This window comes from Bradyrhizobium sp. 2TAF36, assembly GCF_052114925.1.
Taxonomy (GTDB): Bacteria; Pseudomonadota; Alphaproteobacteria; order Rhizobiales; family Xanthobacteraceae; genus Bradyrhizobium; species Bradyrhizobium barranii.
The window spans coordinates 16,217-39,879 of sequence record NZ_JBFRFR010000075.1 but is presented as its reverse complement, the minus strand read 5'-3'; the positions used below and the strand labels follow the sequence as shown (position 1 = coordinate 39,879).

The window sequence follows — 23,663 nt, the reverse complement described above, 5'->3', positions numbered from 1 at the left end:
TCGCAGAAGGGACCATCAACGCCGCTTCCGCGGCACCCGCACGAAGCTGCGACGGACGCACCGCCAGTGATTTGGGGAAGCCGTCGAATTTTTCCGGGACGGATTTGGGCCCGAACAGCTGCCGCAGCATCGTCGGCCACATCAGGCGGCTGAGGATCGGCGAGATCGTGTGACTGAGGATGTCGCCAAACCCTGGTATCGCCGGCCCGGCCATCGCCATCATCGCGTCGGTGCGGGCCGTCGGGAAATAATAGCCCGACGCCAGTATCAAGGCTTCGACCAATGAGGGGTGCCTGCTTGCCAGGGCGATCGCAACCGATGCGCCCCAGGAATGTCCGAGCACGATCGCCTTGTCGACGCCAAGGTGCGCAAGCGCGTCTTTGAAAAGGTCGGCTTGGGCGGCCGGCGTCCACACCACGTTGCGCGGCCTCAGACTGTGCCCGAAGCCGGGACGGTCGAACACGATGACCCGATAGTCCTTGGCTGCAAGATCGATCAGGCCACTCGACTCGAAATCCTGGATCATGCTGCCATTGCCATGGAGCAGAACCAGCGGGCGTCCGGACCCGCGCTCGACATAGTGCAGCCGAACACCGTCGATGTCGATGAACCGCCCTTGGGGCGGATTATCACGCTGCGCCTTGTCGGCAAGGCGCCGATTGACGAACGCGGCCGCTCCGAGCAGGCCGGCCGTCGCGGCAATCGTGGAGGCCAAGGGATGTTCTGCGAGAGCATGAAGGGCCGTGGCCGCCAAAGATGGCGAACGTTTTTTCAGTATGCGCATGTGACACTTTCGCTGACTGCGGCCAGCTGTTGGAGAGTGGGGAAGGGACGCTTCCGCATTGACGCCCTTGGTCGCATCACGACCGCGATGGCGCCGGATTCTTGCTGGAGGAGATTTCCGTGCGTCGCGGGTGCGGTTCGGAGACCGGATCAGCACCATCGAGCAGGGATCGATTTCGCCTTCTTGGGACCCGGAACAGTGCTGGTCCGGACCTCCCGGCATGCGCATTCACGGATCATGTCGTGCAGACGCAACAGGAGGGACGGAGAGATGTTCCTAATCCGATGGAGAGATGTTCCTAATCCAATGGATGCAGCCCGCAGTCGGCCATTGACGTAGATCGGAGGCAAAGGCGTGGTTTCTCGGGACCGCGCACTGGTGAATGTCATTTGCGACACCATATCCAGGATATCACCCGCACAGACATGACAGGCGCCGGTGACAGAGAGACGCTGCCGCGCTCCCGCCACAACCGGAGGCGCGCATTGAACGTTATCTCCTATCCCCTGCATCTCTGCCGCAAGTTCGATCGCCGCTGGAGCGCGAAAGCGGTTCAGGACGAGACACAGCAATCCCCGTCACAACGGCCCAACGGCTGTACCGCCTGCGGGCGAATAGTGGCGGCTCCCTTGCATGCGACCTACTTGCCCACCGGGAACTTCGTCAATCAGTGGCGGTGCCCTGTGTGCAAGAACTCCTGGCAGACCTCTGCCGATGCCACGAGCAGCACTGATATCCAATTGAGCCAGTCCGAGCATCTTCGGCAGAATGCCGGGCACTGCCTGACGCTGGAAGACACCGCTGCCAACGACGCGGCGCGCAAGCGGTTCAGGAGCATGGGCGATGCCTGGCTCGCTCTCGCGGAGACGCAGGAGTGGCTCGATGGCGCGACGCCGCCGGTCTCGCGACCGCAGCCGCAAAGCGCTGATTTGATTCCGATGCCAACGCAGGGGCGTTCGTCATGAATGAGAAGCGCAACCGCGTGCGTCAGGCGGATTCACTTGCCGAGCGTCTCGCAGCTGATGCACTGAGGCTGCGTGAAGAGGCCTCGCACCTTGAACCCGGCCCAGCGCGGGATGCGCTGCTGAGCAAGGCACACCGGAACAAGATGGCTGCCGATATCAACTCCTGTCTGACCGCTCCGGGACGCCGCTTGCCTGGATAGCCAGCGCAGATCTCGAGCCCGAGCTTTCACCGTTTGCCAATAGTAACGAACCACCAAGGGTCCGATTGAGATCCATGGACGATTTGGCGTGGGCAGCACTGCCGGGTCTGACGCAGGCAACCGGTCGACCTTTCCCCGGAATGCAAGGACCAGATGACATGGATCGAGACAAGAGCGGCCGCATCGTTGAGACTGCGCTCGAAGCGCGCCAAGGCGAGCTCGGTCCCAGCGTGTTGATGCTGCTGGGTGTGAGTGTGGGACTTGCAGTCATCCTCATGGTGATGACGTGGATGATATTCTTCAGAACCTGAGCGTGAAGGAGATGTCACAGCGCGAGACGTAGGAACTAAAGCTCTGATGGGGGCTTGGATCACTCCTTAGACACTGGAGACCATCATGAAGCGCCCATCGTTTATCGTTTGCATTTCTTTATTCGCGGCGGCCACCGCCTTCGCAGCTGCTCCGGCCTCAGCGCAAAATCCACCGGCGCAGTCCGGACCGAACAACAGCGCGGTCAACAGCGCGGGGCAAAACAACTCCGACGCTCCTGTCGCAGGTCGCAACAGTTTTACCGAAGGACAAGCCAAGTCGAAGATCGAGGATGCCGGCTACGCCAACGTCACCGAACTGAAGAAGGACGACAACGGTGTTTGGCGCGGCCATGCCAGCAAGGGTGGATCTGCCACCGCGGTCAGCGTCGACTTTCAAGGCAACGTCAATTCGGCCAAGTAAGCCATTAAGCAAATAAGAAGGACACACAATGACCGTTACAATTTCTCGTCTTTACGACAACTACAGCACTGGGCAGCAGGCGGTTCAGCGTCTCGAAGCTGCCGGCGTGCCGCATTCGGACATCAGCATCGTCGCCAATAATTCGGACAGCTGGTTCAACACCGACAAGAAGGTGGACCGTGACCGCGATGGCGTCGACGATCGCGCCGAAGGTGCCGGCAAGGGCGCCGGCATCGGTGCGGGCGTGGGTGGCACTGCCGGCCTTCTCGCCGGTCTCGGCCTCCTCGCAATCCCCGGCCTCGGACCCGTCGTTGCGGCCGGTTGGCTCGCCGCGACCGCGGTCGGCGCGGCCGCCGGAGCCGCAACCGGCGGTGTCGTCGGAGCGATGACTGAGGCCGGCATTTCGCGGGAAGATGCGGACTCCTACGCCGAGGGCGTGCGTCGGGGAGGCACGCTGGTGTCGGCGCGGGTCGCAGATGCCGATCGATCCCGCCTTGACGCAGTCCTGAACGAGTCGTCGGTCAATTTGCGTGACCGCAGCGCCGCCTGGCAGAAGACCGGATGGAAGTCGTTCGATCCCGCCAGCAAGCCCTACGGTGCGGACGAAGTTCGCAAGGAGCGGCAGCTCTACGGTGGATCAGTTCGCTAAAGATCATTGCGCCGAATGAGATCGCGACGGCCCGCTCCGGCGGGCCGTCTTTTTTGCGCGGCTACGCGTACAGATACCCGACCGGCTTGCCCTCGGTGCGCAGGGGACGGATGTCCTTCTGCGTGATGATTTGACTAGCGAGGCCATCGATCTCGTCGCGTTGGGTCGGCGTCCAGCTGCGAAGGTCGTTCATGCCCTTCAGAAGACCGAGCCGGAGGACTTGCGTGTTCTCGCCGAGGCCGACGAGGTTTATCGAGCTCTTTCCCGCCGTCACCACATCGCCAGCCGCAAGCTCAAACGTCTCACCGGCCTTGTTCTTGAATTCAGCCGTGCCGCGAATGACACGGTAGATTGCGATTTCGCCCTTGGCGAAACAGCTGGCGTCCGCGGCTGCCGACGTGCTCTTCGGCAGCAGCGACTGGCCACGCGGGTCGGTTGCGATGATGTGGCCGGTGACGAGATGGCCGCTCGGCACTTCGATGCCGATGTCGCGCACGTACACCGGCAAGGCCGATTTGATCGGACCGTCGACGAGTGGCTTGAACAACGCATCCAGCGCGAGTGGATCTTGAAGCCAGAAGCCTGCGTCGGCCGGCCGGTTGTGCAGCGGGTGGCTCCAGGCCACGCGCGGCGTCTCGGCCTCGTTGATCTGGTCCGGACCGACGATGGTCGGGTTCGGAAAGGTCGTCGGATCGGTCACGAAGGCTTCGAGGAATTTGCCGGAGTAGCCCATCGAGATCGGGTCGGGCACCACGGACTGCGGCGTCTTCAGGTTTTCTTCGGTCGACAGTCCCGACCAGGTGTAGAACAGCTGGCGGTGGACGATCGCGCTCTGCAGCATCACCGCGCCGGGACCGACATTGTAGAAGCGCCCGTCATAGTCGAAGGTGAAGGCGCCCGAGGTGACCAGCACGAGCTGAAAGCCGCCCGGCGGAAGATGAAGATGGAAATCGGTGGGGCCGGTGTCCGGGCGGTAGATCGGGAGGTTTGTCGCGACTTCGTGCAGGAGGAAGGTTTCGTTGTTGGCGTGGAAGCCCTCGTTCGCGCGGTTGTAGAGGGCTTGCGGCCGGTACGTCGGTTCGAACCTGGCATTCCTGTCGCGATCGATCGCCACGAAATCGTGAGCGTTGAGGCGTAGTGGCGCGCCGTTCGGATGGGTGAGGCCGGTAAATTTGAGATCGCCGGCGGCATGCACGTTCATGGCACTCTCCGATCTTTGCCGCTCATCCGGTCTCCGGGCGCACGCATCTTGCTGCGCCAACTCATGGGAGCAGGGAATCAGGCCTGACGCTGCCTTGCGAATTCTGGGCCAGTCGAGATGCAGCGCGATGCGCGGGCTCTGCGGCCCCGCACGGCGCGTTGAAAAATCGAGATTGCACCTGAGGTTAGACCGCACGTCAGGCTGGCTTGCTTGGGCCTTTTCTCGGAGCCCGCAACCCCGGCGACGGGGCGCGCCTTGTCTAATTTGTCGGCAAGCCCTGGCGCGGGCGTGCAGCCGCGCAGGTCGCGTCGATCAGCAAAGGCCGGCGGCTGGCCATGTGAAACCGCTCATTCGAACGGCTGACGGGTGATCCGCTCGGGCTTGCCGATCGGGCTGTCCGCCCACTTCGCCATGTCCACCGTTCGCGCGTCGATGCCTTCGCACCAGAGGCAGCTGAGCTCCGCGCGACCCTTGGCCGAAAGCAGCGGTACAAGTCCGTGGCCGCAGCCAGCGCAAGACGTGACGCGATTCACGCGTTCCTCCACGATCACCGAATTCAGGAGCGACATTGTCGTTCGCCAAGCTTGCGCGGGCGCTATGACGGCGCACGAACGCTTCCGATCGTAGCGCTCGCGCCCGAGATCGTCGAGGCTGCGATCCAGCGCGAGACCGCCCCGATGTCCTCCGCATTCTCGCGATAGGCGCGAAGCTGGAATTCCGCCGAGCTGCCACGCTCCACGATGGTCCGGCAGTGCTCGACCTCGGCGGCGCAGTTCAGCGCGGCTGCGTCCCCGGCGACGTCGTCGATGGTCCGGGCGAGCAGCTCCGAGATGGTGACCGGCCCGTCCTTCGAGGCAAAGATGCAATCGGTGCCGTAGCGCTGGGCCCGCCATTTGTTCTCGACCGCTATCGCGCGCTCGACCACCGTGACCTCCTTCGACCGATGCGGCCGCAGATAGAGATGGCGCGTCAGGCAGCGATAGAGCGAGGCGATGGCAACGGCGTCGTCGATGAAGGTGCAGGTGTCGGGCGCGCGAAGCTCGAGGGTCGGATGCCTCATGGACGGCCGCATCGCCCACCAGATATGGCTCTCGTCGGGAATCACGCCGGAGCGTTGCAGCGCGCCGACATATTCGTCGTAGTCGTGCCTGGTTTCGAACAGTTCGGGCAAGCCGGTGCGCGGCAGCTCGGAATAGGCGGCAAGCCGGTAGCCCTTTAGCCCGGTCTTGTGGGAATTCCAGAACGGGGAGGAGGCCGACAGCGCGATGAACAGCGGCAGATGCGGCAGCATCGCCCGCATCACCGCCATCCGCTTCTCGGGATCGGGCAGCTGGACGTGCACATGCATGCCGCACATCATGTTGCGGTGGCCGATGCTGCGCAGATCCTCGATCATCTCCTCGTAGCGCGGCTTGGGACTCGGCTGCGACATCCGCCAGACCGCGGTCGGATGCGTGCCGCAGGCCATGATGACGAAGCCGTATTGCGCGGCGACGTTGGCGACCTCGCGGCGGAGGAACCGCAGCTCCTCCCGGGCGTCATTGACATCGACGTGAACGTTGGTGGCAACCTCGAGCTGGGATTGCAGCATCTCCCGCATCGCCTGGCCGCCGGTGGACCAGTTCACCGACTCGAACAGGGCGTTGGGCGTTTCGATCGCGACCTCGAAGCTGCGGCGATCGGCGAGGAAGTATTCCTCCTCGATGCCGAAGGAATATTCAGCCGCCTTGCCGCGTCCGCCGGCAGAGCGGATGACGAGGTGCTGCTTGTCGTCGGAGGAATCGAGGCGCAGCAGTTTCAAAACGTCCGAAGCAAATGTCATAGGGCCACCCGGCAGTGGTATTACCTGCGGGCGATAATCCGCCTGACCCGGGCCGGTTCCGCGTCGGACCCACCGGAAATTGCAAGGTCGAACGGAACAATTGTCACGGTTTCGGATGCGCGCGCGACCAGCGCGTGATTCGGCGGCACTTCCGTCCAGTCCGTTTCCTTGTCGAACGGCTCGGACACGACGACGACCTGGCCGCCGCCGGCCTCGCGATAATAGAGCGTGTTAGCGGCATCGTTGACCGCGACGCGAAACGCATAGAGATCCCGGCCGTTTGCGATCGCGCTGGTGAAGCGCAGGCGCTCACGAAGCTCGCCCTCGTGGACCAGGCCGACCAGCGATTGCAGCACGGCTTGCGTTGCGCCAAGGGGATCGCTGTCGAGTCCCGCGCCCATCATGGCGAGGAACACGGCTTCCGAATCGGTCGTGCCCAGCCGCGAGGGGTAGTAGGCATCGGGGATCAGCGCCTCGACCTTGCGCCGCAGGCGATTCCAGCTGCCGACGAAGCCGTTGTGCATGAACATCCACTGGCCGCAGGCGAACGGATGACAATTCTGCCGCGTCACCGCCGTGCCGGTGGCGGCGCGCACATGGGCGAAGAACAGATGCGAGCGCAGATGGCGGCAGAGGTAGCGCAGGTTTTCGTCCGACCAAGCCGGACGTGTCTCGCGGTAAAGGCCGGGCTCCGGATGCTCGCCATACCAGCCGAGACCAAAGCCGTCGCCGTTCGAGCCGGCCGTCGACTGCAGCGAGCGGATGCTCTGCGCGATCAGCGAATGCTCGGGCTCGGTGACGTAGGGCTCGAACGAGGTGGTCTCGCCCCGGTATGCGATCCAGCGGCACATGCGGCCTTCCTGTCAGGATGTGGCGTAAGGTTCACCAACAAGATCGTCTGTGTTGGGTTCCCGGCGATGTGTTCTGCAAAGTCCGGATCATTTCTGCGGCGTGTTTTAGACGTTCATTTACCCTGCATTGCGGGAACCCGCGCATTAATACATCTCTTAACGCCGACACGGTTAGGTTGCGCGCGAATTTTGAGTGCGCATCATGAGCCGATTTGTTCTTTTCACCTGCATGGCGTTCGTCTCCACGTTCGTGGGCATCTCCTGGGCGATTCGCGGATTTCCGGTGTCGCACGTTTCGCTGGTCGGTGAATTGAGGCCCACGCTCAGTTCCTCGTTCGGCGATGAGCATTCAAAGGCCAAGCAGCGGAAGGATTGGGAAGCGGAGCACACCCTGCAAAGCGACAAGGACCCGAAGCAAGACGCACTGCGGATGGACGCATTGCAGGCAAGCACCGCTTACGCGATGTCGCCGTGCGACGACACCATGAAGGCGAACCTGAGGGCGGCTACGGAGGCCTATGCGCGGGGCTGGGTGAAGATCTACGACTGCCCAAATCCGAGAATGGGCATGTTCTGCAGTGAAGAGAAGCGCGATCGGGCGAACGCCGCGTATTCCACGCCGCTGGACGTTCGCGTCAAGGCGCAGCTGGCCGAGGCGTTCAAACAAAAGGGCATCGTCAAGGAAGACTTCCCGGAGGATATCCGCGACGTCGTTCTCTGGTTCACCGGGCCTGGTATGTTGTTTGATCCGTCTCCGGTATGCCTGCCACGGCAGCAGGCGTCGGCGAGCTTCAAATGAGCCGCGCCTGGTTCATCGTCTGGGCGCTTGTCATCTGGCAGGTCGCCGCCTGGGCATTCGCTCCGCAGAAGACAGCCCAGCAACCAGCAGCACCGGTCGATGGTCCGGGTTATGGCTCCAACGAAGAGATCTTCGTGGACGGTCGCGCAGGCTTGCGCCGCGAGACCGCTCTGGCGTTCGAGCGCCCTTATGGATCGCGTTGCGCGGGAGAGGGGCGGAAGCAATTCGTCGCCCATATCGACTACTACTATTATCGTCGTCAGAACGACATGGAACACTACCCCAAGATTTTCGGGAAAGCCGGGGCAGACTACATCGCCAAGCAATGGTCGACCGGAGACGACAAGCGCTTCGAACGCCTGACGCAGGAAGCCTACGCGCAAGGCTATCTTGCCCTATCGGATTTCGGTGACGTCGGGCGCAAACTGGCGGAAGCCGTTGTCAGGGGCGAGCGCGTCACCGCGCATTCCTGCGCAAGCTGATGGTCCACGGAGACTCTCGGTGAAGCCTCTCAGCACCGAGAATCCCGCTCTCTCAGACCGGAAGCGGGATCAGGGCGGCAGCTTCGCGATCATGCGCGTCCTCACTTGCCGCAAGACCTTGCGCGACGCCGACGCGATCGGCCTCAGGGCGGTTCTGGCTCATCTTGCGCTTGCCCTCGAACCGAACCACGGGAATACGCACACCGACGATCCCGCGCAATTGCGCGGCGATGAAATCGGCGGGAGCGTCACTGACGGCCCACGGCTTGGCGCGCGGGCCCTCGTGCCTGTTCGTCAGCCGCGTCACGGCGTCGAGCAGGCGCTCCGGCTGCTGGAAGAATTCGATCGGGCCGTAGGCATGCACGGCGACGTAATTCCAGGTCGGCACGACCTTGCCGGTCTCCTGCTTGGTCGCATACCAGGACGGCGTCACATAGGCGTCGGGGCCATTGAAGATGGCGAGCGCATCGCCGATCGGCGGCAGCTTCCATTGCGGGTTGGCCCTGGCGACATGCCCATAGAGCACGCCGTGCTCGCCTTCGCTCTCGTCGAGGAAGAGCGGCAGGGGCGTGGCGACCGGGCCCTCGGCGGTGGCCGTCACCAGGCTGGCGAGGCGCGCACCGCGGATAGTCGCGCGGATGTTCTCGATGTCGTCGTCCTTGAAGGCGGGCGGGATGTACATGGCGTGTCTCCGTTCTCGATGCGGAGATAGCCGGAATCTGGCCTATATGAAACGGCCAGTTCTGTGTGATTTGATCAGTCCAGTGCGGCGGCGGCCTGGGCGAGGAGCTTGCAGCCTCTCTCGATCTGCGCGATCTCCAGCGCCGAGTAGCCCATGACGAGACCGACGGTCTTCCGCGTCCAGCTCGGCGTCCGGCTTGGGCCGACCAGCAACGCCGAGACCGGATAGATGCCGACGCCCTTCGCGCGAGCCGCCCGGATCAATGCGTCTTCGCGCTTCTGCGGCAGATCGTCGAGCCACGCCACCACGTGCAGGCCCGCCGCCGTGCCCTCGATCCGGACACGATCTCCGAACCGGCGGTGCAACGCGTCGATCAGTGCCTGCTGACGCTCGGCGTTGCGCCGGCGCACGCGCCTGACGTGGCTGTCATAGGCACCGCTTTCGAGCATCGAAGCGAGCGCGTGCTGTTCGATCAGCGGCGTGTGCCGGTCCATGATCTGCTTGGCGGCGGCGAACAGGGATCGCAGCCCGGCGGGCACGACCAGGTAGCCGATCCGCAAGGTCGGGGACAGCGTCTTGGAGACGGTGCCGAGATAGATCACGTTGTCGCTGCCCTCCAGCGCATGCAGCGGCGGGATCGGCTTGGTGTCGTAGCGATACTCGCTGTCGTAATCGTCCTYGATCACGTAGGCGTCGTGCTTGCGTGCCCAGGCCAGCAATTGGTGCCGGCGTCCGATCGGCATGACGCCGCCGAGTGGATATTGATGCGACGGTGTCACATAGGCGAGCCGGGCCTCGACGCCGTCGAGCCGCGCTGTCTCAAGTCCGTCTGCGTCAACGGGGATCGGCACCGTCTCGGCGCCCGTCGCCGCGAGCGTGTGGCGCGCCATCTGGTAGCCGGGATCCTCCATTACGAAGCGGTCGCCGGCATCGAGCAGGAGCCGTGCGCAGATGTCGAGGCCCTGCTGCGAGCCGTTCACGACAACGATCTGATCGACCTCGCAGCGGACGCTGCGCGATCGCCACAGGTAGCCCTGAAGCGCAGTCCGCAGCCGCAGCGCGCCGCAAGGGTCGTCATAGGCCAGCCGCTCGGGCTTGCGCGCCATCGCAGCCGTCACGGCCTTCTTCCATGCCAGCACCGGGAAATCCGACGGCGAGAGTTCGCCATAGCGGAAGTTGGCGATGAGCCCGCGCGGCGGCTCGATCCAGCGCGGCGGATCCGACCGCAGCCGCTCGCCGAAGGCCGACAGAAGCGGCTTGCGCGCCGAGGGCCGCGATGCGGCGCGCGCGCGTCCGCGCTCGACGACGGCGCGGGCAACGCGTGGCCGCGCGCCATGGCGTGTCTCGATAAAACCTTCGGCGGCGAGCTGTTCATAGGCGACGGTCACGGTCGAGCGCGCCACGCCCATCTCGCCGGCGAGCGCCCGCGACGACGGCAGCAGGCCGTCGATGCCGTAGACCCGCGTCAGAATTTGATCTCTCAGGGCTTCGTAGATCTGGCGCGCACCCATGCGGCCGGCACGATCGCCGGGAGTCGTCTTCATCTGGATCATCCACATTCCTGGCTCGGCATTCGTCCGAACGGACGATGCCGGAATGTGGTTCTAATCCCGTTCGCCGAGAGTTTCGACGTAAGCCTTGCCGTAGGGGTAAAAATGCTCCTTGTGGCCCTGATCCCAGAGGGCCTTCAGCCCGGGCGCGGTGATGTCCCAGTCCGGACGGCAATTCATGCTGACGGCTCGGAGATCCTGGCGCAGCTCTTCGACGGTCGGGCGTCCGAAGAACCAATAGCCGTTATAGATCTTGTGAACGCGCAGGCCGGGCTCCAGCACGATGACATGCGGGATCATCGGATTGTGGACGGGATCGGTGTATTCGGCGATGTCGAGATCCTTCTGAACGATCCGCCGCGAATCCGACAGGAAAGGCCAGTGCGCCCCGACGCCGCTGCGATATTCGTTGGTCTGGGTGATGTTGTCGGTGGTGATCGTGACCAGCCGGCAGTAGCCGACCTCCATCTCGCGATGGAGTTGCAGCAGGCCTTCGGCCTGGCGGCGGTCCTTCGGACAGAAGCCGCCGCGGCCGAGAACGAGCACCATCGGATCGCCACCCTGCAGCTCGGAGAGCCTTCGGTGCTTACCGGTGTGGTCGCTGAGCTCGTAATCGGGGAAGGTTACTCCCGGCGTCATGTCAGGTCGCATTGAACTCTCCCATGTCTTCGAACTCTCGCATGTCTTCTCGCATGTCCGGCGTGACTGCCGACACTCACTGATCGATCACGACGTCGCCCTGGGGCCGTGAACAGCAGATCAGGACATTGCCGTCCGCAGGTGCGTCGAGCGGGTCCGGCGCATAGCTGACGGCGCCGGCCACGAGCCCGCTCTCGCAGTTGTGGCAGACCCCGGTGCGGCACGACCAGCGCACGGGAACGTCGCAGGCTTCGGCCAGTTCGAGCAGGCTGGCATATGATGGTCCCCAGCAGACATTGAGGCCGCTGCGGGCGAACGAGACCATCGGGCCCGGGCCGGTTGCGCCGGCCGGCAAGTGCGCTCGCTCCTGCGGGGTGGACGCTATGCCGGGTGTCAGGGACGGTCCGGCGCCGAACATCTCGGTGTGGACGCGATCCGGTGTGACGCCGAATGCGGCAAGCCCGTGCGAGAGATCGGTCATGAACGGTGCCGGCCCGCACAGATAGAAATCGCCGTCTGAGGGGACGCCGAGGGCTTGAAGCACCCGGAGGTCCAGACGTCCGATCGAGTCGAAATCCACATTGAGACGATCGCCCGGATCGGGCGCGCTGTAGCAGACATGGCTGTGGTGGTGGGCCAGCCCAGTCAACAGCCCACGCACCTCGGCGGCGAACGCATGTTCGCGACCGTTGCGGGCGCCGTGCAGCCACCAGACCTCTCGCGTCGATGCTTCCGCGGCGAGCGCGTGCAGCATCGCAAGCACCGGCGTTACGCCGATGCCGGCACTCAGCAAGACGACGGGCCGTGCATCTTGCCGCAGTGTGAAACTTCCGCGTGGCGCGCCGATCTGCACGGCGTCACCAATCTTGACCTCGTCGGCGACATATTGGCTTGCCGCGCCGTGGGCTTCGCGCTTGATGCTGATGCGCCAGGACGCGGCATCGGAACGGCTCGACAGCGAATAGCTGCGCGTCATCGCCGGTGCCGTGGAGGCGCCGAGCCGCACGACGACGAACTGCCCGGGCAGGGCGGCGGCGACGGGATGTCCGTCCGTGGGTTCGAGGATCAGCGACGTCACGTTGCCGCTTTCGGCGATCTTGCGCGCCACGCGGAACGGCCGGAAGCCGCGCCAGGCCGGAGGCGGGCTCGACGCCGGGCCGAGCCCGGCGTTTCCCGCTGTCGTGTCCTTGCGCTGCTGCTCGAGCAGCGCCTCGAAGGAATGACGCCAGCCGCCGCTCAGGGCCGGAATTTTCAGCGCGCGCTCCAGGCGGTCGCGCGGGTGAGGGGGCAGATACAGCAGCGCATTGATCTCGGACACGCTCATGCGCTCGGGCCCGCTGGCGACCTGCACGATCTCGTCGCCTGCCTCGATGTCGCCTTCCTCGATCACCCGAAAATAGAAGCCGGGCCGACCGTGCCTGACGAGCAGCGCGGCCATGTCCGGCTCTTCCATGCGAATACCCAGCCGGTAGCAGGTGACGCGCGGCTGCGTCACCTCGAGCAGGGCAGAGCCGATCCTGTAACGGTCTCCAATGCAGACGTCCCTGTCGGCCAGGCCCTCGACGGTAAAATTCTCGCCGAATTGACCTTGGACGAGGTTCGATCGACCGAGGTGCTCCTGCCAGTATTGATAGGAGTCCTGCTGGTAGACGTAGACGGCACGCTGCTCGCCGCCATGACCGGCGGTATCGCCCTGGCCATCGCCGTCGATGTTGAGCCGGCGCACCCTGCGCGGACCACTGACGGGCGTCTTCCAGACGCCGGTATGAACGGTCCTGCCTTGCCACGCGATGTCGCGCGGCAGGCCGACATTGAGGGAGAGCAAGCGGGCCATGGGGGTTCCCCGTCGTGAGGGCGCGGCTCTGGCGGATTCCAGGTCGCTGCAATGCCAATCTGCATCCATGTCGGATTTTTGGCCCGTTAGTCGTTGTTAGACGTTGCTAGCCGGTCTTGTCGCCGGCTGTCTGCGCCCCGATCTGGGGAGCAGACACCGCAAGACGGGAGATCGCGATGGATGATCAGGCGATACTGGCGGCCCTTCAGCGCCATTGGGCTGCGTCGGACGCGAATGATTTCGAGGCCGAGCATGACATCTACCGCGAGGACGCCGTGCTCGACTATCCGCAGTCCGGCGAGCGCATCCTCGGCCGCAGGACGATTCAGGAAAGCCGGTTCGTGCAGCCCAACAAGAAGCGCTTCACGGTCCGCCGGATCGTCGGCGGCGGCGATCTCTGGGTGAGCGAGTTCGTGCTGACCTATGACGGCGTGCCGTCCTATGTCGTCAGCATCATGGAATTCTGCGAAGGACTGGTGGCGCACGAGACGCAATATTTCGGTGAGAGGTTCGATCCGTCACCGTCGCGCGCGCATCTTGTCGAGCTGGTAGGGTAGGTCCGCATTCCTCCGTCATTGCGAGCGCAGCGAAGCAATCCAGTCTGTCTCCGCGGAAAGATTCTGGATTGCTTCGCTGCGCTCGCAATGACGATGTTGATTCAGTTGCGCGCCAAACGGTGCTCTCGTGCCCCGGACGCAGCGCACCGCCGAAGAGGCGCTGCGCTGCTGAGCCGGGGCCCATATTGCGGCGGAATGCGTGGCCTTCTGGGTTCCGGCTCTGCGCAGCAACGCGAAGGGCGTTGCGGCGCGTCCGGGACACGCGGAGAGACGCGCACTATTGCTTAACCAGATCCACTGACACGGAACCCGATGCGGCGGCTGGTCGCAGTCTTGTTGCCTTGATTCCGACCCACCCATCTTTATGTCTGGAGCGAACAAGAATCCGGGCCCCTCTGGCGAGGACGCCGACCATGTCGGCAAAACCTCGCGATGTCGGATGACCTGTCCCGCGCGAATGCGATGGATCGGCCGATCGTCGGGCCTTCTCGAGTTCTCTCCGACTCAATCGTCCCCATCGCAGCCCCGCGCGGTCATTTCGCAACGTAAGGGAGCTACGATGTCCGACGCCGCTACTTCAAATCCGACCGAAATCGAGATCACGGAACCGTCCAGGCTGAACGAGCAGGCTGCGGTCGCGTTGGTGATCGCCGGCGCGCTCGTCGCCGTCGCCGACCGGCGCGTTTCGCCGGTCGAGCGCGACGAGGTGATCCGCTTCATCAGGGATCGCGGACTGGCGCCGCACATGAGTGACGACCGGCTGTTTGCGATATTCGACGAACTGGCGGAACGGCTCGAGGAGCCCGACTTTGCCAATGTGGTGATCGACACGTTGCGTCCGGTCTCGGACCTGCCGCTGTCGGCCCATTTGATGGAACTGTCGGAGCGCGTCGCGGCTGCGGACGAGGACGTGCATCCCCATGAGGTGCAGGCGATCAAGCTGTTGCGCCTGCTGACGCTCGTGCTGCCGCGCGCAAAGCCGGTGGCGCCGGGCAGCGCAGGCACTGAACGGCGCGCCGCCACGCAGGAGTGAGCATGAGTGCAGCATCGGACGAGCGTACGGCAGGAAATGGGGGCACCACCGGCCAGATGGCCGGTGGCGACCCGCGTCTCGACAAGCTCGTCCGCCGCCTGCCGCCGCGCATGGGCGACACCGTCACCTATCTGCTGAAACCGTCCAGCCGCTGGGTGAGGATCCCGTCGGGCGCGCTGCTCATTGTTGGCGGCGTGCTCTCCTTCCTGCCGGTGCTCGGAGTCTGGATGCTGCCGCTCGGCCTCGCATTGCTCGCCGAAGACGTCCCCGCGTTGCGCGCCTCGCGCTCCAAGGTCCTTGACTGGGTCGAGCGGAAGAAGCCGCAATGGCTCGATCCGTCCGCATCGAAAAATGATCAATCATGACTGAATTCATCACCGCCGACGCGCTGACCGCGCTGCTCCAGGTCATCCTGATCGACCTCGTGCTGGCCGGCGACAACGCCGTCGTCATCGGCCTTGCCGCCGCCGGCCTGCCGGCCGAGCAGCGCCGCCGCGCCATTATCGTCGGCATCGTCGCCGCCACAGCCTTGCGCATCGTCTTCGCCGGCGTCGCGACCCAGCTCCTGCAGGTGATCGGCCTGCTGCTCGCCGGCGGCGTGCTGTTGCTATGGGTGTGCTGGAAGATGTGGCGCGAGCTGCGCGAGCAGTCCGCGCACACCGAGCTCGCGTTGAGCCACGGTGGCAGCGCGGGCAGCGCACCGGCGTCGCGCAAGACCTTCGGGCAGGCGGCGTTGCAGATCGTCGCCGCCGACGTCTCGATGTCGCTCGACAACGTGCTCGCGGTCGCAGGCGCCGCGCGCGARCATCCCTACATCCTCGCGTTCGGACTGTTGCTGTCGGTCGCGATGATGGGCGTCGCCGCCGATCTGCTCGGCCGGGTGTTGCAGAAGCAGCGCTGGATCGCCTATGTCGGTCTCGCCATCATCGTTTACGTCGCCTTCGAGATGATCTATCGCGGTTCGCTCGAACTCGCGCCCGTCATCGCGAGTCTCTGAGGCGACAATTCCTACCTGCAATCCGGAGTGATCCATGACGCCTGAACCCAAAGCACCTTCGGCGCACGCCGGGCCGCGACCGAAAATCGGCCCATTCGCCCAGCTCATCTTTGGCTCGCGCTGGCTGCAAGTGCCGCTCTATGTCGGCCTCATCGTCGCGCAGGGCGTCTACGTGCTGTTGTTCCTGAAAGAGCTCTGGCACCTGGTTGCGCACTCGTTCGACGCCAGCGAGCAGCAGATCATGCTGGTCGTGCTCGGACTTATCGACGTCGTCATGATCTCGAACCTGCTGGTCATGGTGATCGTCGGCGGCTACGAGACCTTCGTCTCGCGCCTGAACCTGAACGGTCATCCGGACGAGCCGGAATGGCTGAGCCACGTCAATGCCAGTGTGCTGAAGATCAAGCTCGCGATGGCGATCATCGGCATTTCCTCGATCTCGCTGCTCAGGACCTTCATCGAGGCCGGCAATCTCGGCACCACGCGCAGCAATTTCACCGAGTCCGGGGTGATGTGGCAGGTGCTGATCCACCTGACCTTCATCATTTCCGCGATCGGTATCGCCTGGGTCGACCGCATCAGCGAGAGCGGGCACCGCAAGGAGAACGGTCACGCCTGAGGGGCGATCCGCACTCTCAGGCGCCGATGGCCAGATGCAACGGACGCCGTCCGCGTGCCAGCGTCTCGGACGGCGCTTCGCCGAAGGCCAGTCTGTAGCTCCTTGAGAAGTCGCCCAGGTGCCAGAAGCCGTTGCCGAGTGCGGCGGCCTTGACGGTCAAGCCATCGCCCCCGGTCATGAGCTGGACGCGAACGGCCCACAACCGTTTGAGGCGCAGATAGTGATGCAGGCTCACGCCATGCACCGCGTGCGTCGCGACCTGGAGCGTGCGCACGGACACGCCGAGCGCGGCGGCGAGGTCGTCGCTGTAGAGCGGCTTGCTGCCGAACAGCGCAACGACGTCGTCGAGATGCGCGATCAGCTTGCGGTGCTTGTCGAATGAACCGGGGCGGGCGCTGCGTGCGCCTGCCGGCAGCAGGGTGGCGTCGAGGCCGGCGAGCAGCGTTTCCTGGATCGGGCGGTAGAGCGCCTCGAATTGCCGGGGATCGTTGCATGCCGACGCCAGCGAGAACATCTCCACGATAGCCGCGCGCAGGCGCGTCATCGGATCGTCCTGCGTGCGGACATAGGCGAGGCCGGTGTCGAAATCCGCCCAGCCGCGATGGCGCATGTCCGAGTTGAAGCGCAGCATCAGGTAAGTGTTGGGGTGATGCTCGATCGCCTTGACGGGGGCTTTGCCGCGCATGACGGCGATCATCGAACTATCGACCTCGCGGCCATTGGCGATGGAGTGAAAGGTGAGGGGAACAACGAGGCCGACGCCGTTGTCCGTGCCGATCTCGGCCTCAAACCGCCGTGCAAAGGAGCGCTGGAGCACGAAGAGCCCGTCGCGGAGCGGCAGGATGGCGCGAGACAGCGAGAATTCCCGCGGACGGAGCGGCGTGCTGGTGCCGAGGCCGAGCACCTCGTTGGCGCGAAATTCGTCGAAGTCCGAGAAGCGCTCGACGCCGAGGACGCGCGATGGCTTTAGCCGACGTACCGGCATTTCGGGATCCCAGGGCATGTCGGGGTGAGCGGGTTGAATCCGCACAAGCGTATCAGAGGCCCGACCGTCGGCCATATTCCGGGAAACTACTGCCTGCGCGGCGGCGACAGGGGAAGTCGGCGCGCTGCTGTGAGGACTTCACGGACAAGTACGCGAGTCCGGCAGGCTCAGATCGTTCACTTCAGAATTTCGCACACCGTAGGATGTGATCCGGCGTCAAGCCGCGCGTTGCTTGTGGAGATGCTCCGCCACCACGCCTCCAGCGCGTCGCGCTCGCAGCCGAGCCTGACGCTCATGCCGCCGGCGAACTTGATCCAGTCGGCGAAATGGTCTCTGCCAACCGCGATCACCACGGGAATGTCGGCCTCGAGCGCGCGTTCGATCAGATGGGACAGGCCCTTGCCGTCGCGCTCGCGCTTGCCGAAGCGGTTGATGATGAGGAGATCGGCGCCATGCGAGAGGGCGTCCGCGATCCGCATCCCCGCATTTTGCAGCCGCGCGAGATCGAGACGGCAGCCGCGCGCGGCCGGATCGAAATCCTGCGCGAGCAGAAGCGTCTCGCCGCTGTGAAGCAGCACCGCCGACAGGCTCGAATCCGCGCATTGCCCGGCCTGAACCATGCCGACGACGCGACAGCCACGCGCATTCAGATCCGCCGCGAAGCTGCGCAGGACCGCGTCGGGGTCCTGATGCGCCTCGTAGACGAGGGCGGCGAGGTCGCATTGCGCATCGAACATGGTCGGCCTCTGCTTCGTCGCAAAGAGAACGGGGCCGCGGCGGTTTTGCCGCGGCCCCGGATGTCGGATCACGCCGCCGGCGGGCCGTTGATGATCTGCAGCTGGGTGAATTCGGCGAGGCCTTCCTCGGCGAACTCTGTACCGATGCCCGACTGCTTGGCGCCGCCGAACGGGATGTGCGGGGCCATGTCGAGGTGCTTGTTGATCCAGACCGTGCCGGACTCGAGCTGCGTTGCGACCTCGTGCGCGCGCTTGATGTCGGACGACCAGACCGACGCGCCGAGGCCGTAGGTGGTGGCGTTGGCGCGGCGGATCGCATCGTTCTTGTCGGAGTACTTGATCAGCGGCAGCACCGGGCCGAACTGCTCCTCGTCGACCAGTTTCGAGCCTTCCTGGATGTCGCGCACGATGGTCGGCTCGATGAAATAGCCGGGACGGTCCATCGCCGAACCGCCGGCGACCACCTTGCCGTTCTTGCGCGCGTCCTCGAGGAACGTCTTCACCTTCTCGTACTGCATCTTGTTCTGCAGCGGTCCGAGCTTGGTGCCCTGCTTGGCGCCGTCGTCGACCACCGTGCTCTTGGCGATCGCGACCAGCTCGTTGCAGAGCTCGTCATAGACGGACTCGTGGACGTAGAGCCGCTTGATGGCGAGGCAGACCTGGCCGGAGTTCTGGAACGCGCCCTCGAAGATGCCGGGAGCGACCTTCTTCGGGTCGACATCGTCGAGCACGATGCCGGCGTCGTTGCCGCCGAGCTCGAGCGTGATGCGCTTGAGCGTCTGCGCCGCGCTCGCCATCACCTTCTGCCCCGTGGCGGAAGAGCCGGTGAACGAGATCTTGCGGATATCAGGATGCTTGGTCATCTCGCCGCCGAGATCGTTGGCGTCGGTGATGAAGTTGAGCACGCCCTTCGGCAGGACGTCCTTGATCAGCTCGGCGAAGCGCAGGGTCGCGAGCGGCGTGGTCGGCGCCGGCTTCACCACCAGCGTGTTGCCGGCGAGCAGGGCCGACGGCAGCTTGAAGCTGAGGATCAGCAGCGGATAGTTCCAGGGAATGATGGCACCGACGACGCCGAGCGGGCGGCGATAGGCTTCCACCTTGCGGTCGCCGGAATCCTCGATCACCTTCATCGGCAATTCGAGCGAGCTGAGGTAGCGGAAGAACGCGGCCATCCCCAAAACTTCGCCGGTGGCGTCGCCAAGCGGCTTGCCTTGCTCGCTGGTGAGGATGTGGGCGAGCTCGCCCGAATTGGCCTCGATGATTTCGGCCATCCTGTTCACGAGCTTGCGGCGTTCCGCCATCGGGGTCGCGGCCCAGGCCGGGAAGGCGGCCTTCGCCGCGGCGACGGCGGCATCAAGCTGCCCCTTCGAGGCACGCGGGCACTGCGCCAGCACCTCTTCGGTCGCGGGATTGAGAACCGGCATGGTCTGGTCGCCGGGCACCATCTTGCCGTCGATGAGAAGATTGTAGTCACTCATTGGCTTTGCGCTCCCTTGCAGAAACGGGCCGTTCGGGGCCTCGTTATATCGAATTATATATCACGACTTCGCCGGGCCGACCATGGCGGCCGGTTCGATCAATTCCAGAAAAGCAGGGCTGGACGCGGGTGGACATATCGATATATCGTGATGAATATAGCGAACCGTGTTCCGGGACTGACGATGGAAATCAAGGTGAGGCAGCTCACGACCTGCGAGGTGGCGTCCGACGGCGGCGCGATCTCGCTGGGCTTCGAGGATCTGGCGGGCAACCCCGCCGCGGTCAGTGTCTCGCTCAACCAGGTCGGCGCCCTCATCATGACGCTGCCCGGGTTGCTCGAGGCGGCGCTGAAGGCCCGCTACGGCGACCAGAGCCTGCGCTACGCCTATCCGCTGGCGTCCTGGGCGATCGAGCAGGCGACCGATACGACCCAGCGCATCATCACGCTTCAGACCGAGGACGGCTTCAAGGTGCGCTTCTCGATCCCGAAAGCCGAGCAGAGCCTGCTCGGCGAAGCGCTGACCCAGCCGATGCCGGAAATGTCGGTGCGGCCGAACCAGCGGCTTGGGCCATAGGCGCAAATAAAACGCGGCCTAAGAATGGAATTGCCGATTGGGCCGGTCGAACGCCTCAAATATTGCACGCGTCGCCTGAACTAGAGAATCGCATTGCCTGTTCGCCAGCCTAAAGTTGTGGGCGCGGAGAGGTGGGCAAGCGATGAGCGATGTTCGAACGGGTTTCCTGGACGCTATCGGCAACACGCCATTGATCAGGCTGCGAATGCCGTCCGAGGCCACGGGTTGCGAAATCTATGGCAAGGCCGAATTTCTCAATCCCGGCGGCTCGATCAAGGATCGCGCGGCGCTGGCCATGATCAACGATGCCGAACGATGCGGCAAGCTTGGGCCGGGRGGCGTCATCGTCGAAGGAACAGCCGGCAATGTCGGAATCGGCATAGCGCTCGTGGCGAATGCACGCGGCTATAGAAGCGTGATCGTGATGCCTGACACGCAAAGTCAGGAGAAGAAGGACATGTTGCGGCTGTGCGGTGCCGACCTGCGCCTGGTGCCGGCCGTACCCTATTCCAATCCGGGTCATTACGCGCGCTATTCCGGTCAGCTCGCCGAGGAGCTCGGTGCCTTCTGGGCCAATCAGTTCGATAATGTCGCCAATCGGGAGGGGCACTATCGCACGACCGGTCCCGAGATTTGGCAGCAGACGGATGGAAGAATCGACGGCTTCACATGTGCCGTTGGGAGCGGCGGTACCTTGGGTGGGATCGCGCGAGCCCTCAAGGAGCGAAATCCCGGCATCAAGATTGCGCTCAGCGATCCCATGGGGGCCGCTCTCTACAATTGGTTCACCAAAGGCGAGCTGACGACAGAAGGAGACTCCATCACCGAAGGGATCGGGCAAGTCCGTGTCACCCGGAACCTCGAAGGCACGCCCATCGATACGGCATATCAGATTACGGACGAGGAAGCCTTGCCTGTCCTGTTCGACCTGATCGAGCATGAAGGACTGGTGCTGGGTGGCTCAAGCGCGATCAATATCGTTGGAGCCATGCGACTTGCGCGCGACCTCGGTCCGGGCAAAACCATCGTGACCATCCTCGCGGATGGCGGACAGCGCTATCAATCCAAGCTGTTCAACCCGGAATTCCTGCGCAAGAAAAATCTGCCCCTGCCACGCTGGATGCGATAGCGAGCCGCCAGCGGCCGGGTTTCTAACCGTCCATGCGTGCCCGCGCGTTCACGATTTCCGCGAACGGCCGATGTCGCTCCTGAGCGCTTCCAGCTCCTTGTGCACCGCGCGGGCGGCGTCGCGCTCGATCTTGCGGTAGCGCGCAACAAGTTTGTCGCCGAAGGGAGTGAGCATCGCGCCGCCGCCGTTCTTGCCGCCGGCCTGCGGCTCGACCACGGGATGTCCGCAAATGCGGTTGATCTCGTCGACCAGATCCCAGGCGCGCTTGTAGGACATGTCCATGGCCCGGCCGGCCGCCGAGATCGAGCCTTGCTCGCGGATCTGCTCCAAAAGCTCGATCTTGCCGGGCCCGATCCGATCCTCGCCATCGAGGTCGATGCGCAGACTGAGCTGGGGAAGCGATTTGGCGCTCGCGCGCGGCATGACGGGGTCTCTTGGGGCACTTGCATGCGAGATTGCCACTCTTGGCCGCCGCGGACAAGGTGAGGGCGCCTGATTTCCCAGAAGATGGACCTTTTGTCGAGGTCCCCAGAGCACGGGCTTCAGCCCCGTGCCCTTGATCGCTGCATCTTATTCCGCGGGGCTTCCGACCACCGCGCCTTGACTGACGTCCTCGCGGGCGAGGATCATCAAAAGGCCGACGATGATGAGCTCGACCACCGCGAAAGCAATGAAGGCGCCGGTGAACGAGCCGGCCGAGGCGTTGATGATGGCGCCCATCATCCAGGGCGCCACGAAGGCCGAGAAGATGCCAAATACCTCGGCGTATCCAATCGCGGCCGGTGCGAGCGCGTCGGAGTATTTTTCGCTGAGCAGGGCGAAGATAGCGCCGCCGCCGAGCAGCGCGATACCGCTGAGTGCTGCAAACAGCACCAGCATCGAGAACGACATCGGTGTGACCACGCTCCACAGGAACATCAGCGCGGTCAGGAAAGAGAGACATGCGGTGAGTTTGATCATGAAGGGCTTGCCGAGCCGATCGGACATGTAGCCGCCAATCACCAGGAATAGCACCTGCGACAACCCCATGACGGTGCCGATGACAGCGCCGGCTTCCGGCGGCATGTGCTGTACTGTGATGAAGGCCGGCACCACCCAGGTGGCGGTGCCGGCGATCGCGAAGGTGCAGGCCACGATGCCGAAGCCGGCGACCGCGATCCATTTCGAGCGGAAGATCTCGCCGAGCGGAAGGTGCTCCTGCGGTGTTTCGTTGCCCCAGGTGAAACCGTCGATGCCGAGCTCGCGCGGATCGTTGCGGACGACGAGTGCGTCGACGGCTGCAACGAGCAGCGTGCCGATTGCCAGCACGGCGAAGAAGGTCCGCCAACCGGTCGCAATCGTCAGGGGAATGCCGAGCGCGAAATCCATGGTGATGGCGAGGCTGTAGGCGGCGAGGATGATGCCTACCACCGAGCCACGCCGATTTTGCGGAAACCAGCCGAAGATCAGCTTCATGTTGCCGATGAAGATGCCGGCGTCGAAGAAGCCGATCACGAGCCGGAGCATCACGAGCTGTGTGTAGCTTTGTACGAACACCTGGAGCACCATGCCGATGCCAGTGCCCGCAAGCCCGATCAGCAGCATGTTGCGCGCCGTCATCGACCGGCTGACCGGAGACCACACCACCATGCCGATACCGTAGGTCAGCGCAAAGATGCCTTGCGCAAGCCCGGCCTCGGCGGGATTGAGCTTGAGGCTCTCGGAGACGAAGGGCAGTACGGCCGCGAAGGCATACCAGTCGGCGGCGAGAAAGATCTCGCAGAGGATGGCGAGCGCCAGCATGCCTTTTTGCCACCGGGCTATCCGACGGCGGTCGTTCTCGGAGATGGACGTCCAAGTTGTTGTCAGCATGGTCATCATCGGTTCTCGCGGTTTGCGTGTCGACGGAATCGGCGTGGCCTCAGGCGGGCGGCGGCAGGAAGTTGACCTCGTGTTCGGCGGCACGTCGCACGACCTCCTGCGGATCGGGGAGATTGTGGATGCGCTCGAACAGCTCTTTCAGCGACCGCGTCGGTGCGACCCAGAATAGGCTGGTGGCGGTTTCACCCGACTTGTTGAAAATGCCGTGGGGGATGCCCTTGGGCATGCGGACGAGGTCGCCGGCCTTGGCGACAAAGTCCTTGCCGTCGAGCCAGAGGTCGTAGCGGCCGCTCAGCACATGGACGAATTCATCCTGGGTCGGATGCACGTGCGGCGGCACGAAGGTGCCATCTGGAAACACGGCATGCCAGGCCATCGACGCCTCGGAATGCTGCTTCAGCGTGTAGGTCTGGCCCAGAATGTTCCAGATGACGTTGCCAAAGCCTTCTTTGGCAGGGGTCACGCCCGGAGGCATCTCGATCATGGTGGTGTCCTCTGTTGT

29 protein-coding genes are annotated in these 23,663 nt (G+C 64.1%); 14 read left to right on the top strand and 15 right to left on the bottom strand.

What is annotated here, in order from left to right; genetic code table 11:
- A partial coding sequence (locus AB4Z51_RS34505; RefSeq protein WP_441498884.1) for an alpha/beta fold hydrolase occupies positions 1-784 on the bottom strand: 784 nt, incomplete at its 3' end.
- 485 nt (positions 785-1,269) lie between these two features.
- On the opposite strand from AB4Z51_RS34505, the gene AB4Z51_RS34500 reads away from it, so the two are divergent.
- The 5 genes from AB4Z51_RS34500 to AB4Z51_RS34480 all read left to right on the top strand — a co-directional run bounded on the left by AB4Z51_RS34500 (position 1,270) and on the right by AB4Z51_RS34480 (position 3,330).
- A complete protein-coding gene (locus AB4Z51_RS34500) occupies positions 1,270-1,749 on the top strand; it encodes a hypothetical protein (protein WP_439034553.1) in 480 nt (159 codons plus the stop codon).
- Entirely contained in the window at positions 1,746-1,949 is a 204-nt protein-coding gene (locus tag AB4Z51_RS34495) for a hypothetical protein (RefSeq protein ID WP_259257953.1), read from the top strand. Before AB4Z51_RS34500 ends, AB4Z51_RS34495 begins: the two co-directional genes overlap by 4 nt.
- Before the next feature lie 74 nt (positions 1,950-2,023).
- Positions 2,024-2,260, top strand: coding sequence for a hypothetical protein (locus AB4Z51_RS34490; RefSeq protein WP_259266565.1), 237 nt, complete (start codon positions 2,024-2,026; stop codon positions 2,258-2,260).
- Between the two features lie 85 nt (positions 2,261-2,345).
- A complete protein-coding gene (locus AB4Z51_RS34485; protein WP_063984016.1) occupies positions 2,346-2,681 on the top strand; it encodes a hypothetical protein in 336 nt (111 codons plus the stop codon).
- Positions 2,682-2,709: 28 nt separating this feature from the next.
- Positions 2,710-3,330: a hypothetical protein gene (locus AB4Z51_RS34480; RefSeq protein WP_071915165.1), complete on the top strand. Its 621-nt coding sequence runs from the start codon at positions 2,710-2,712 to the stop codon at positions 3,328-3,330.
- A 61-nt stretch (positions 3,331-3,391) separates the two neighbouring features.
- On the opposite strand, the gene AB4Z51_RS34475 is transcribed toward AB4Z51_RS34480, so the two are convergent.
- The 4 genes from AB4Z51_RS34475 to AB4Z51_RS34460 form a co-directional block, all read right to left on the bottom strand.
- Positions 3,392-4,531: a hypothetical protein gene (locus AB4Z51_RS34475; protein WP_441498882.1), complete on the bottom strand. Its 1,140-nt coding sequence runs from the start codon at positions 4,529-4,531 to the stop codon at positions 3,392-3,394.
- A 347-nt stretch (positions 4,532-4,878) separates the two neighbouring features.
- Positions 4,879-5,100 carry a hypothetical protein gene (locus AB4Z51_RS34470; protein WP_175618061.1) on the bottom strand — a complete coding sequence of 74 codons (222 nt, stop codon included), beginning with the start codon at positions 5,098-5,100 and terminating at the stop codon, positions 4,879-4,881.
- Between the two features lie 26 nt (positions 5,101-5,126).
- Entirely contained in the window at positions 5,127-6,353 is a 1,227-nt protein-coding gene (locus tag AB4Z51_RS34465) for a carboxylate-amine ligase (RefSeq protein ID WP_441268384.1), read from the bottom strand.
- Between the two features lie 20 nt (positions 6,354-6,373).
- Positions 6,374-7,204, bottom strand: a complete 831-nt coding sequence (locus AB4Z51_RS34460) for a class II glutamine amidotransferase (protein WP_441268383.1) — start codon at positions 7,202-7,204, stop codon at positions 6,374-6,376.
- Between the two features lie 202 nt (positions 7,205-7,406).
- On the opposite strand from AB4Z51_RS34460, the gene AB4Z51_RS34455 reads away from it, so the two are divergent.
- Entirely contained in the window at positions 7,407-8,003 is a 597-nt protein-coding gene (locus AB4Z51_RS34455; protein WP_441268382.1) for a hypothetical protein, read from the top strand.
- Positions 8,000-8,485, top strand: coding sequence for a hypothetical protein (locus AB4Z51_RS34450; RefSeq protein ID WP_071915161.1), 486 nt, complete (start codon positions 8,000-8,002; stop codon positions 8,483-8,485). Before AB4Z51_RS34455 ends, AB4Z51_RS34450 begins: the two co-directional genes overlap by 4 nt.
- A gap of 52 nt (positions 8,486-8,537) precedes the next feature.
- Here AB4Z51_RS34450 and AB4Z51_RS34445 read toward each other — a convergent pair whose 3' ends face one another.
- The 4 genes from AB4Z51_RS34445 to AB4Z51_RS34430 form a co-directional block, all read right to left on the bottom strand.
- Positions 8,538-9,167 (bottom strand): FMN-binding negative transcriptional regulator, encoded by a 630-nt coding sequence (locus AB4Z51_RS34445; RefSeq protein ID WP_441498881.1) that lies wholly within the window; start codon positions 9,165-9,167, stop codon positions 8,538-8,540.
- Positions 9,168-9,241: 74 nt separating this feature from the next.
- Positions 9,242-10,720: a MocR-like pyridoxine biosynthesis transcription factor PdxR gene (gene pdxR, locus AB4Z51_RS34440; protein ID WP_441498880.1), complete on the bottom strand. Its 1,479-nt coding sequence runs from the start codon at positions 10,718-10,720 to the stop codon at positions 9,242-9,244.
- Between the two features lie 51 nt (positions 10,721-10,771).
- Positions 10,772-11,368 carry a redoxin domain-containing protein gene (locus tag AB4Z51_RS34435; RefSeq protein WP_354176918.1) on the bottom strand — a complete coding sequence of 199 codons (597 nt, stop codon included), beginning with the start codon at positions 11,366-11,368 and terminating at the stop codon, positions 10,772-10,774.
- A 64-nt stretch (positions 11,369-11,432) separates the two neighbouring features.
- Positions 11,433-13,190 carry an MOSC domain-containing protein gene (locus tag AB4Z51_RS34430; protein WP_441498879.1) on the bottom strand — a complete coding sequence of 586 codons (1,758 nt, stop codon included), beginning with the start codon at positions 13,188-13,190 and terminating at the stop codon, positions 11,433-11,435.
- Positions 13,191-13,366: 176 nt separating this feature from the next.
- Here AB4Z51_RS34430 and AB4Z51_RS34425 point away from each other — a divergent pair, with 176 nt between their 5' ends.
- The 5 genes from AB4Z51_RS34425 to AB4Z51_RS34405 all read left to right on the top strand — a co-directional run bounded on the left by AB4Z51_RS34425 (position 13,367) and on the right by AB4Z51_RS34405 (position 16,396).
- Positions 13,367-13,747 carry a nuclear transport factor 2 family protein gene (locus AB4Z51_RS34425; protein WP_439034563.1) on the top strand — a complete coding sequence of 127 codons (381 nt, stop codon included), beginning with the start codon at positions 13,367-13,369 and terminating at the stop codon, positions 13,745-13,747.
- Between the two features lie 559 nt (positions 13,748-14,306).
- A complete protein-coding gene (locus AB4Z51_RS34420; RefSeq protein ID WP_439034564.1) occupies positions 14,307-14,780 on the top strand; it encodes a TerB family tellurite resistance protein in 474 nt (157 codons plus the stop codon).
- Between the two features lie 2 nt (positions 14,781-14,782).
- Positions 14,783-15,145: a hypothetical protein gene (locus AB4Z51_RS34415; RefSeq protein ID WP_439034565.1), complete on the top strand. Its 363-nt coding sequence runs from the start codon at positions 14,783-14,785 to the stop codon at positions 15,143-15,145.
- Positions 15,142-15,777, top strand: coding sequence for a TerC family protein (locus AB4Z51_RS34410; RefSeq protein WP_247307055.1), 636 nt, complete (start codon positions 15,142-15,144; stop codon positions 15,775-15,777). The genes AB4Z51_RS34415 and AB4Z51_RS34410 overlap by 4 nt, the downstream gene beginning before the upstream one ends.
- 34 nt (positions 15,778-15,811) lie before the next feature.
- Positions 15,812-16,396 carry a TIGR00645 family protein gene (locus tag AB4Z51_RS34405; RefSeq protein ID WP_071915153.1) on the top strand — a complete coding sequence of 195 codons (585 nt, stop codon included), beginning with the start codon at positions 15,812-15,814 and terminating at the stop codon, positions 16,394-16,396.
- A gap of 16 nt (positions 16,397-16,412) precedes the next feature.
- On the opposite strand, the gene AB4Z51_RS34400 is transcribed toward AB4Z51_RS34405, so the two are convergent.
- The 3 genes from AB4Z51_RS34400 to AB4Z51_RS34390 form a co-directional block, all read right to left on the bottom strand.
- Entirely contained in the window at positions 16,413-17,381 is a 969-nt protein-coding gene (locus tag AB4Z51_RS34400; protein WP_167767998.1) for a helix-turn-helix domain-containing protein, read from the bottom strand.
- A gap of 176 nt (positions 17,382-17,557) precedes the next feature.
- A complete protein-coding gene (locus AB4Z51_RS34395; RefSeq protein ID WP_441498878.1) occupies positions 17,558-18,118 on the bottom strand; it encodes a DUF2478 domain-containing protein in 561 nt (186 codons plus the stop codon).
- 68 nt (positions 18,119-18,186) lie between these two features.
- Entirely contained in the window at positions 18,187-19,596 is a 1,410-nt protein-coding gene (locus tag AB4Z51_RS34390; protein WP_441268376.1) for an aldehyde dehydrogenase family protein, read from the bottom strand.
- A 183-nt stretch (positions 19,597-19,779) separates the two neighbouring features.
- Between AB4Z51_RS34390 and AB4Z51_RS34385 the strand changes: the two genes are divergently transcribed.
- The gene (locus tag AB4Z51_RS34385; RefSeq protein ID WP_441498883.1) at positions 19,780-20,172 is read left to right on the top strand and encodes a hypothetical protein; all 393 of its coding nucleotides are present in this window, start codon (positions 19,780-19,782) and stop codon (positions 20,170-20,172) included.
- 142 nt (positions 20,173-20,314) lie between these two features.
- Entirely contained in the window at positions 20,315-21,301 is a 987-nt protein-coding gene (locus tag AB4Z51_RS34380; RefSeq protein WP_039150086.1) for a cysteine synthase A, read from the top strand.
- Positions 21,302-21,349: 48 nt separating this feature from the next.
- Here the strand turns inward: AB4Z51_RS34380 and AB4Z51_RS34375 are convergent, their stop codons facing one another.
- From AB4Z51_RS34375 to AB4Z51_RS34365, 3 genes are all read right to left on the bottom strand, one after another.
- Positions 21,350-21,724 carry a winged helix-turn-helix domain-containing protein gene (locus AB4Z51_RS34375; protein ID WP_441268375.1) on the bottom strand — a complete coding sequence of 125 codons (375 nt, stop codon included), beginning with the start codon at positions 21,722-21,724 and terminating at the stop codon, positions 21,350-21,352.
- Positions 21,725-21,871: 147 nt separating this feature from the next.
- Positions 21,872-23,083, bottom strand: a complete 1,212-nt coding sequence (locus AB4Z51_RS34370) for an MFS transporter (RefSeq protein ID WP_441268374.1) — start codon at positions 23,081-23,083, stop codon at positions 21,872-21,874.
- 118 nt (positions 23,084-23,201) lie between these two features.
- Positions 23,202-23,645 carry a cupin domain-containing protein gene (locus tag AB4Z51_RS34365; RefSeq protein WP_441268373.1) on the bottom strand — a complete coding sequence of 148 codons (444 nt, stop codon included), beginning with the start codon at positions 23,643-23,645 and terminating at the stop codon, positions 23,202-23,204.
- Positions 23,646-23,663: the final 18 nt, after the last annotated feature.

Bases quoted from the DNA above. Each gene is read 5' to 3' on its own strand.
- AB4Z51_RS34495 (WP_259257953.1), top strand. From the start codon at position 1,746: ATGAATGAGAAGCGCAACCGCGTGCGTCAGGCGGATTCACTTGCCGAG.
- AB4Z51_RS34490 (WP_259266565.1), top strand. From the start codon at position 2,024: ATGGACGATTTGGCGTGGGCAGCACTGCCGGGTCTGACGCAGGCAACC.
- AB4Z51_RS34485 (WP_063984016.1), top strand. From the start codon at position 2,346: ATGAAGCGCCCATCGTTTATCGTTTGCATTTCTTTATTCGCGGCGGCC.
- AB4Z51_RS34480 (WP_071915165.1), top strand. From the start codon at position 2,710: ATGACCGTTACAATTTCTCGTCTTTACGACAACTACAGCACTGGGCAG.
- AB4Z51_RS34475 (WP_441498882.1), bottom strand. From the start codon at position 4,531: ATGAACGTGCATGCCGCCGGCGATCTCAAATTTACCGGCCTCACCCAT.
- AB4Z51_RS34470 (WP_175618061.1), bottom strand. From the start codon at position 5,100: ATGTCGCTCCTGAATTCGGTGATCGTGGAGGAACGCGTGAATCGCGTC.
- AB4Z51_RS34465 (WP_441268384.1), bottom strand. From the start codon at position 6,353: ATGACATTTGCTTCGGACGTTTTGAAACTGCTGCGCCTCGATTCCTCC.
- AB4Z51_RS34460 (WP_441268383.1), bottom strand. From the start codon at position 7,204: ATGTGCCGCTGGATCGCATACCGGGGCGAGACCACCTCGTTCGAGCCC.
- AB4Z51_RS34455 (WP_441268382.1), top strand. From the start codon at position 7,407: ATGAGCCGATTTGTTCTTTTCACCTGCATGGCGTTCGTCTCCACGTTC.
- AB4Z51_RS34450 (WP_071915161.1), top strand. From the start codon at position 8,000: ATGAGCCGCGCCTGGTTCATCGTCTGGGCGCTTGTCATCTGGCAGGTC.
- AB4Z51_RS34445 (WP_441498881.1), bottom strand. From the start codon at position 9,167: ATGTACATCCCGCCCGCCTTCAAGGACGACGACATCGAGAACATCCGC.
- AB4Z51_RS34435 (WP_354176918.1), bottom strand. From the start codon at position 11,368: ATGCGACCTGACATGACGCCGGGAGTAACCTTCCCCGATTACGAGCTC.
- AB4Z51_RS34430 (WP_441498879.1), bottom strand. From the start codon at position 13,190: ATGGCCCGCTTGCTCTCCCTCAATGTCGGCCTGCCGCGCGACATCGCG.
- AB4Z51_RS34425 (WP_439034563.1), top strand. From the start codon at position 13,367: ATGGATGATCAGGCGATACTGGCGGCCCTTCAGCGCCATTGGGCTGCG.
- AB4Z51_RS34420 (WP_439034564.1), top strand. From the start codon at position 14,307: ATGTCCGACGCCGCTACTTCAAATCCGACCGAAATCGAGATCACGGAA.
- AB4Z51_RS34415 (WP_439034565.1), top strand. From the start codon at position 14,783: ATGAGTGCAGCATCGGACGAGCGTACGGCAGGAAATGGGGGCACCACC.
- AB4Z51_RS34405 (WP_071915153.1), top strand. From the start codon at position 15,812: ATGACGCCTGAACCCAAAGCACCTTCGGCGCACGCCGGGCCGCGACCG.
- AB4Z51_RS34400 (WP_167767998.1), bottom strand. From the start codon at position 17,381: ATGCCGGTACGTCGGCTAAAGCCATCGCGCGTCCTCGGCGTCGAGCGC.
- AB4Z51_RS34395 (WP_441498878.1), bottom strand. From the start codon at position 18,118: ATGTTCGATGCGCAATGCGACCTCGCCGCCCTCGTCTACGAGGCGCAT.
- AB4Z51_RS34390 (WP_441268376.1), bottom strand. From the start codon at position 19,596: ATGAGTGACTACAATCTTCTCATCGACGGCAAGATGGTGCCCGGCGAC.
- AB4Z51_RS34385 (WP_441498883.1), top strand. From the start codon at position 19,780: ATGGAAATCAAGGTGAGGCAGCTCACGACCTGCGAGGTGGCGTCCGAC.
- AB4Z51_RS34375 (WP_441268375.1), bottom strand. From the start codon at position 21,724: ATGCCGCGCGCGAGCGCCAAATCGCTTCCCCAGCTCAGTCTGCGCATC.
- AB4Z51_RS34370 (WP_441268374.1), bottom strand. From the start codon at position 23,083: ATGCTGGCGCTCGCCATCCTCTGCGAGATCTTTCTCGCCGCCGACTGG.
- AB4Z51_RS34365 (WP_441268373.1), bottom strand. From the start codon at position 23,645: ATGATCGAGATGCCTCCGGGCGTGACCCCTGCCAAAGAAGGCTTTGGC.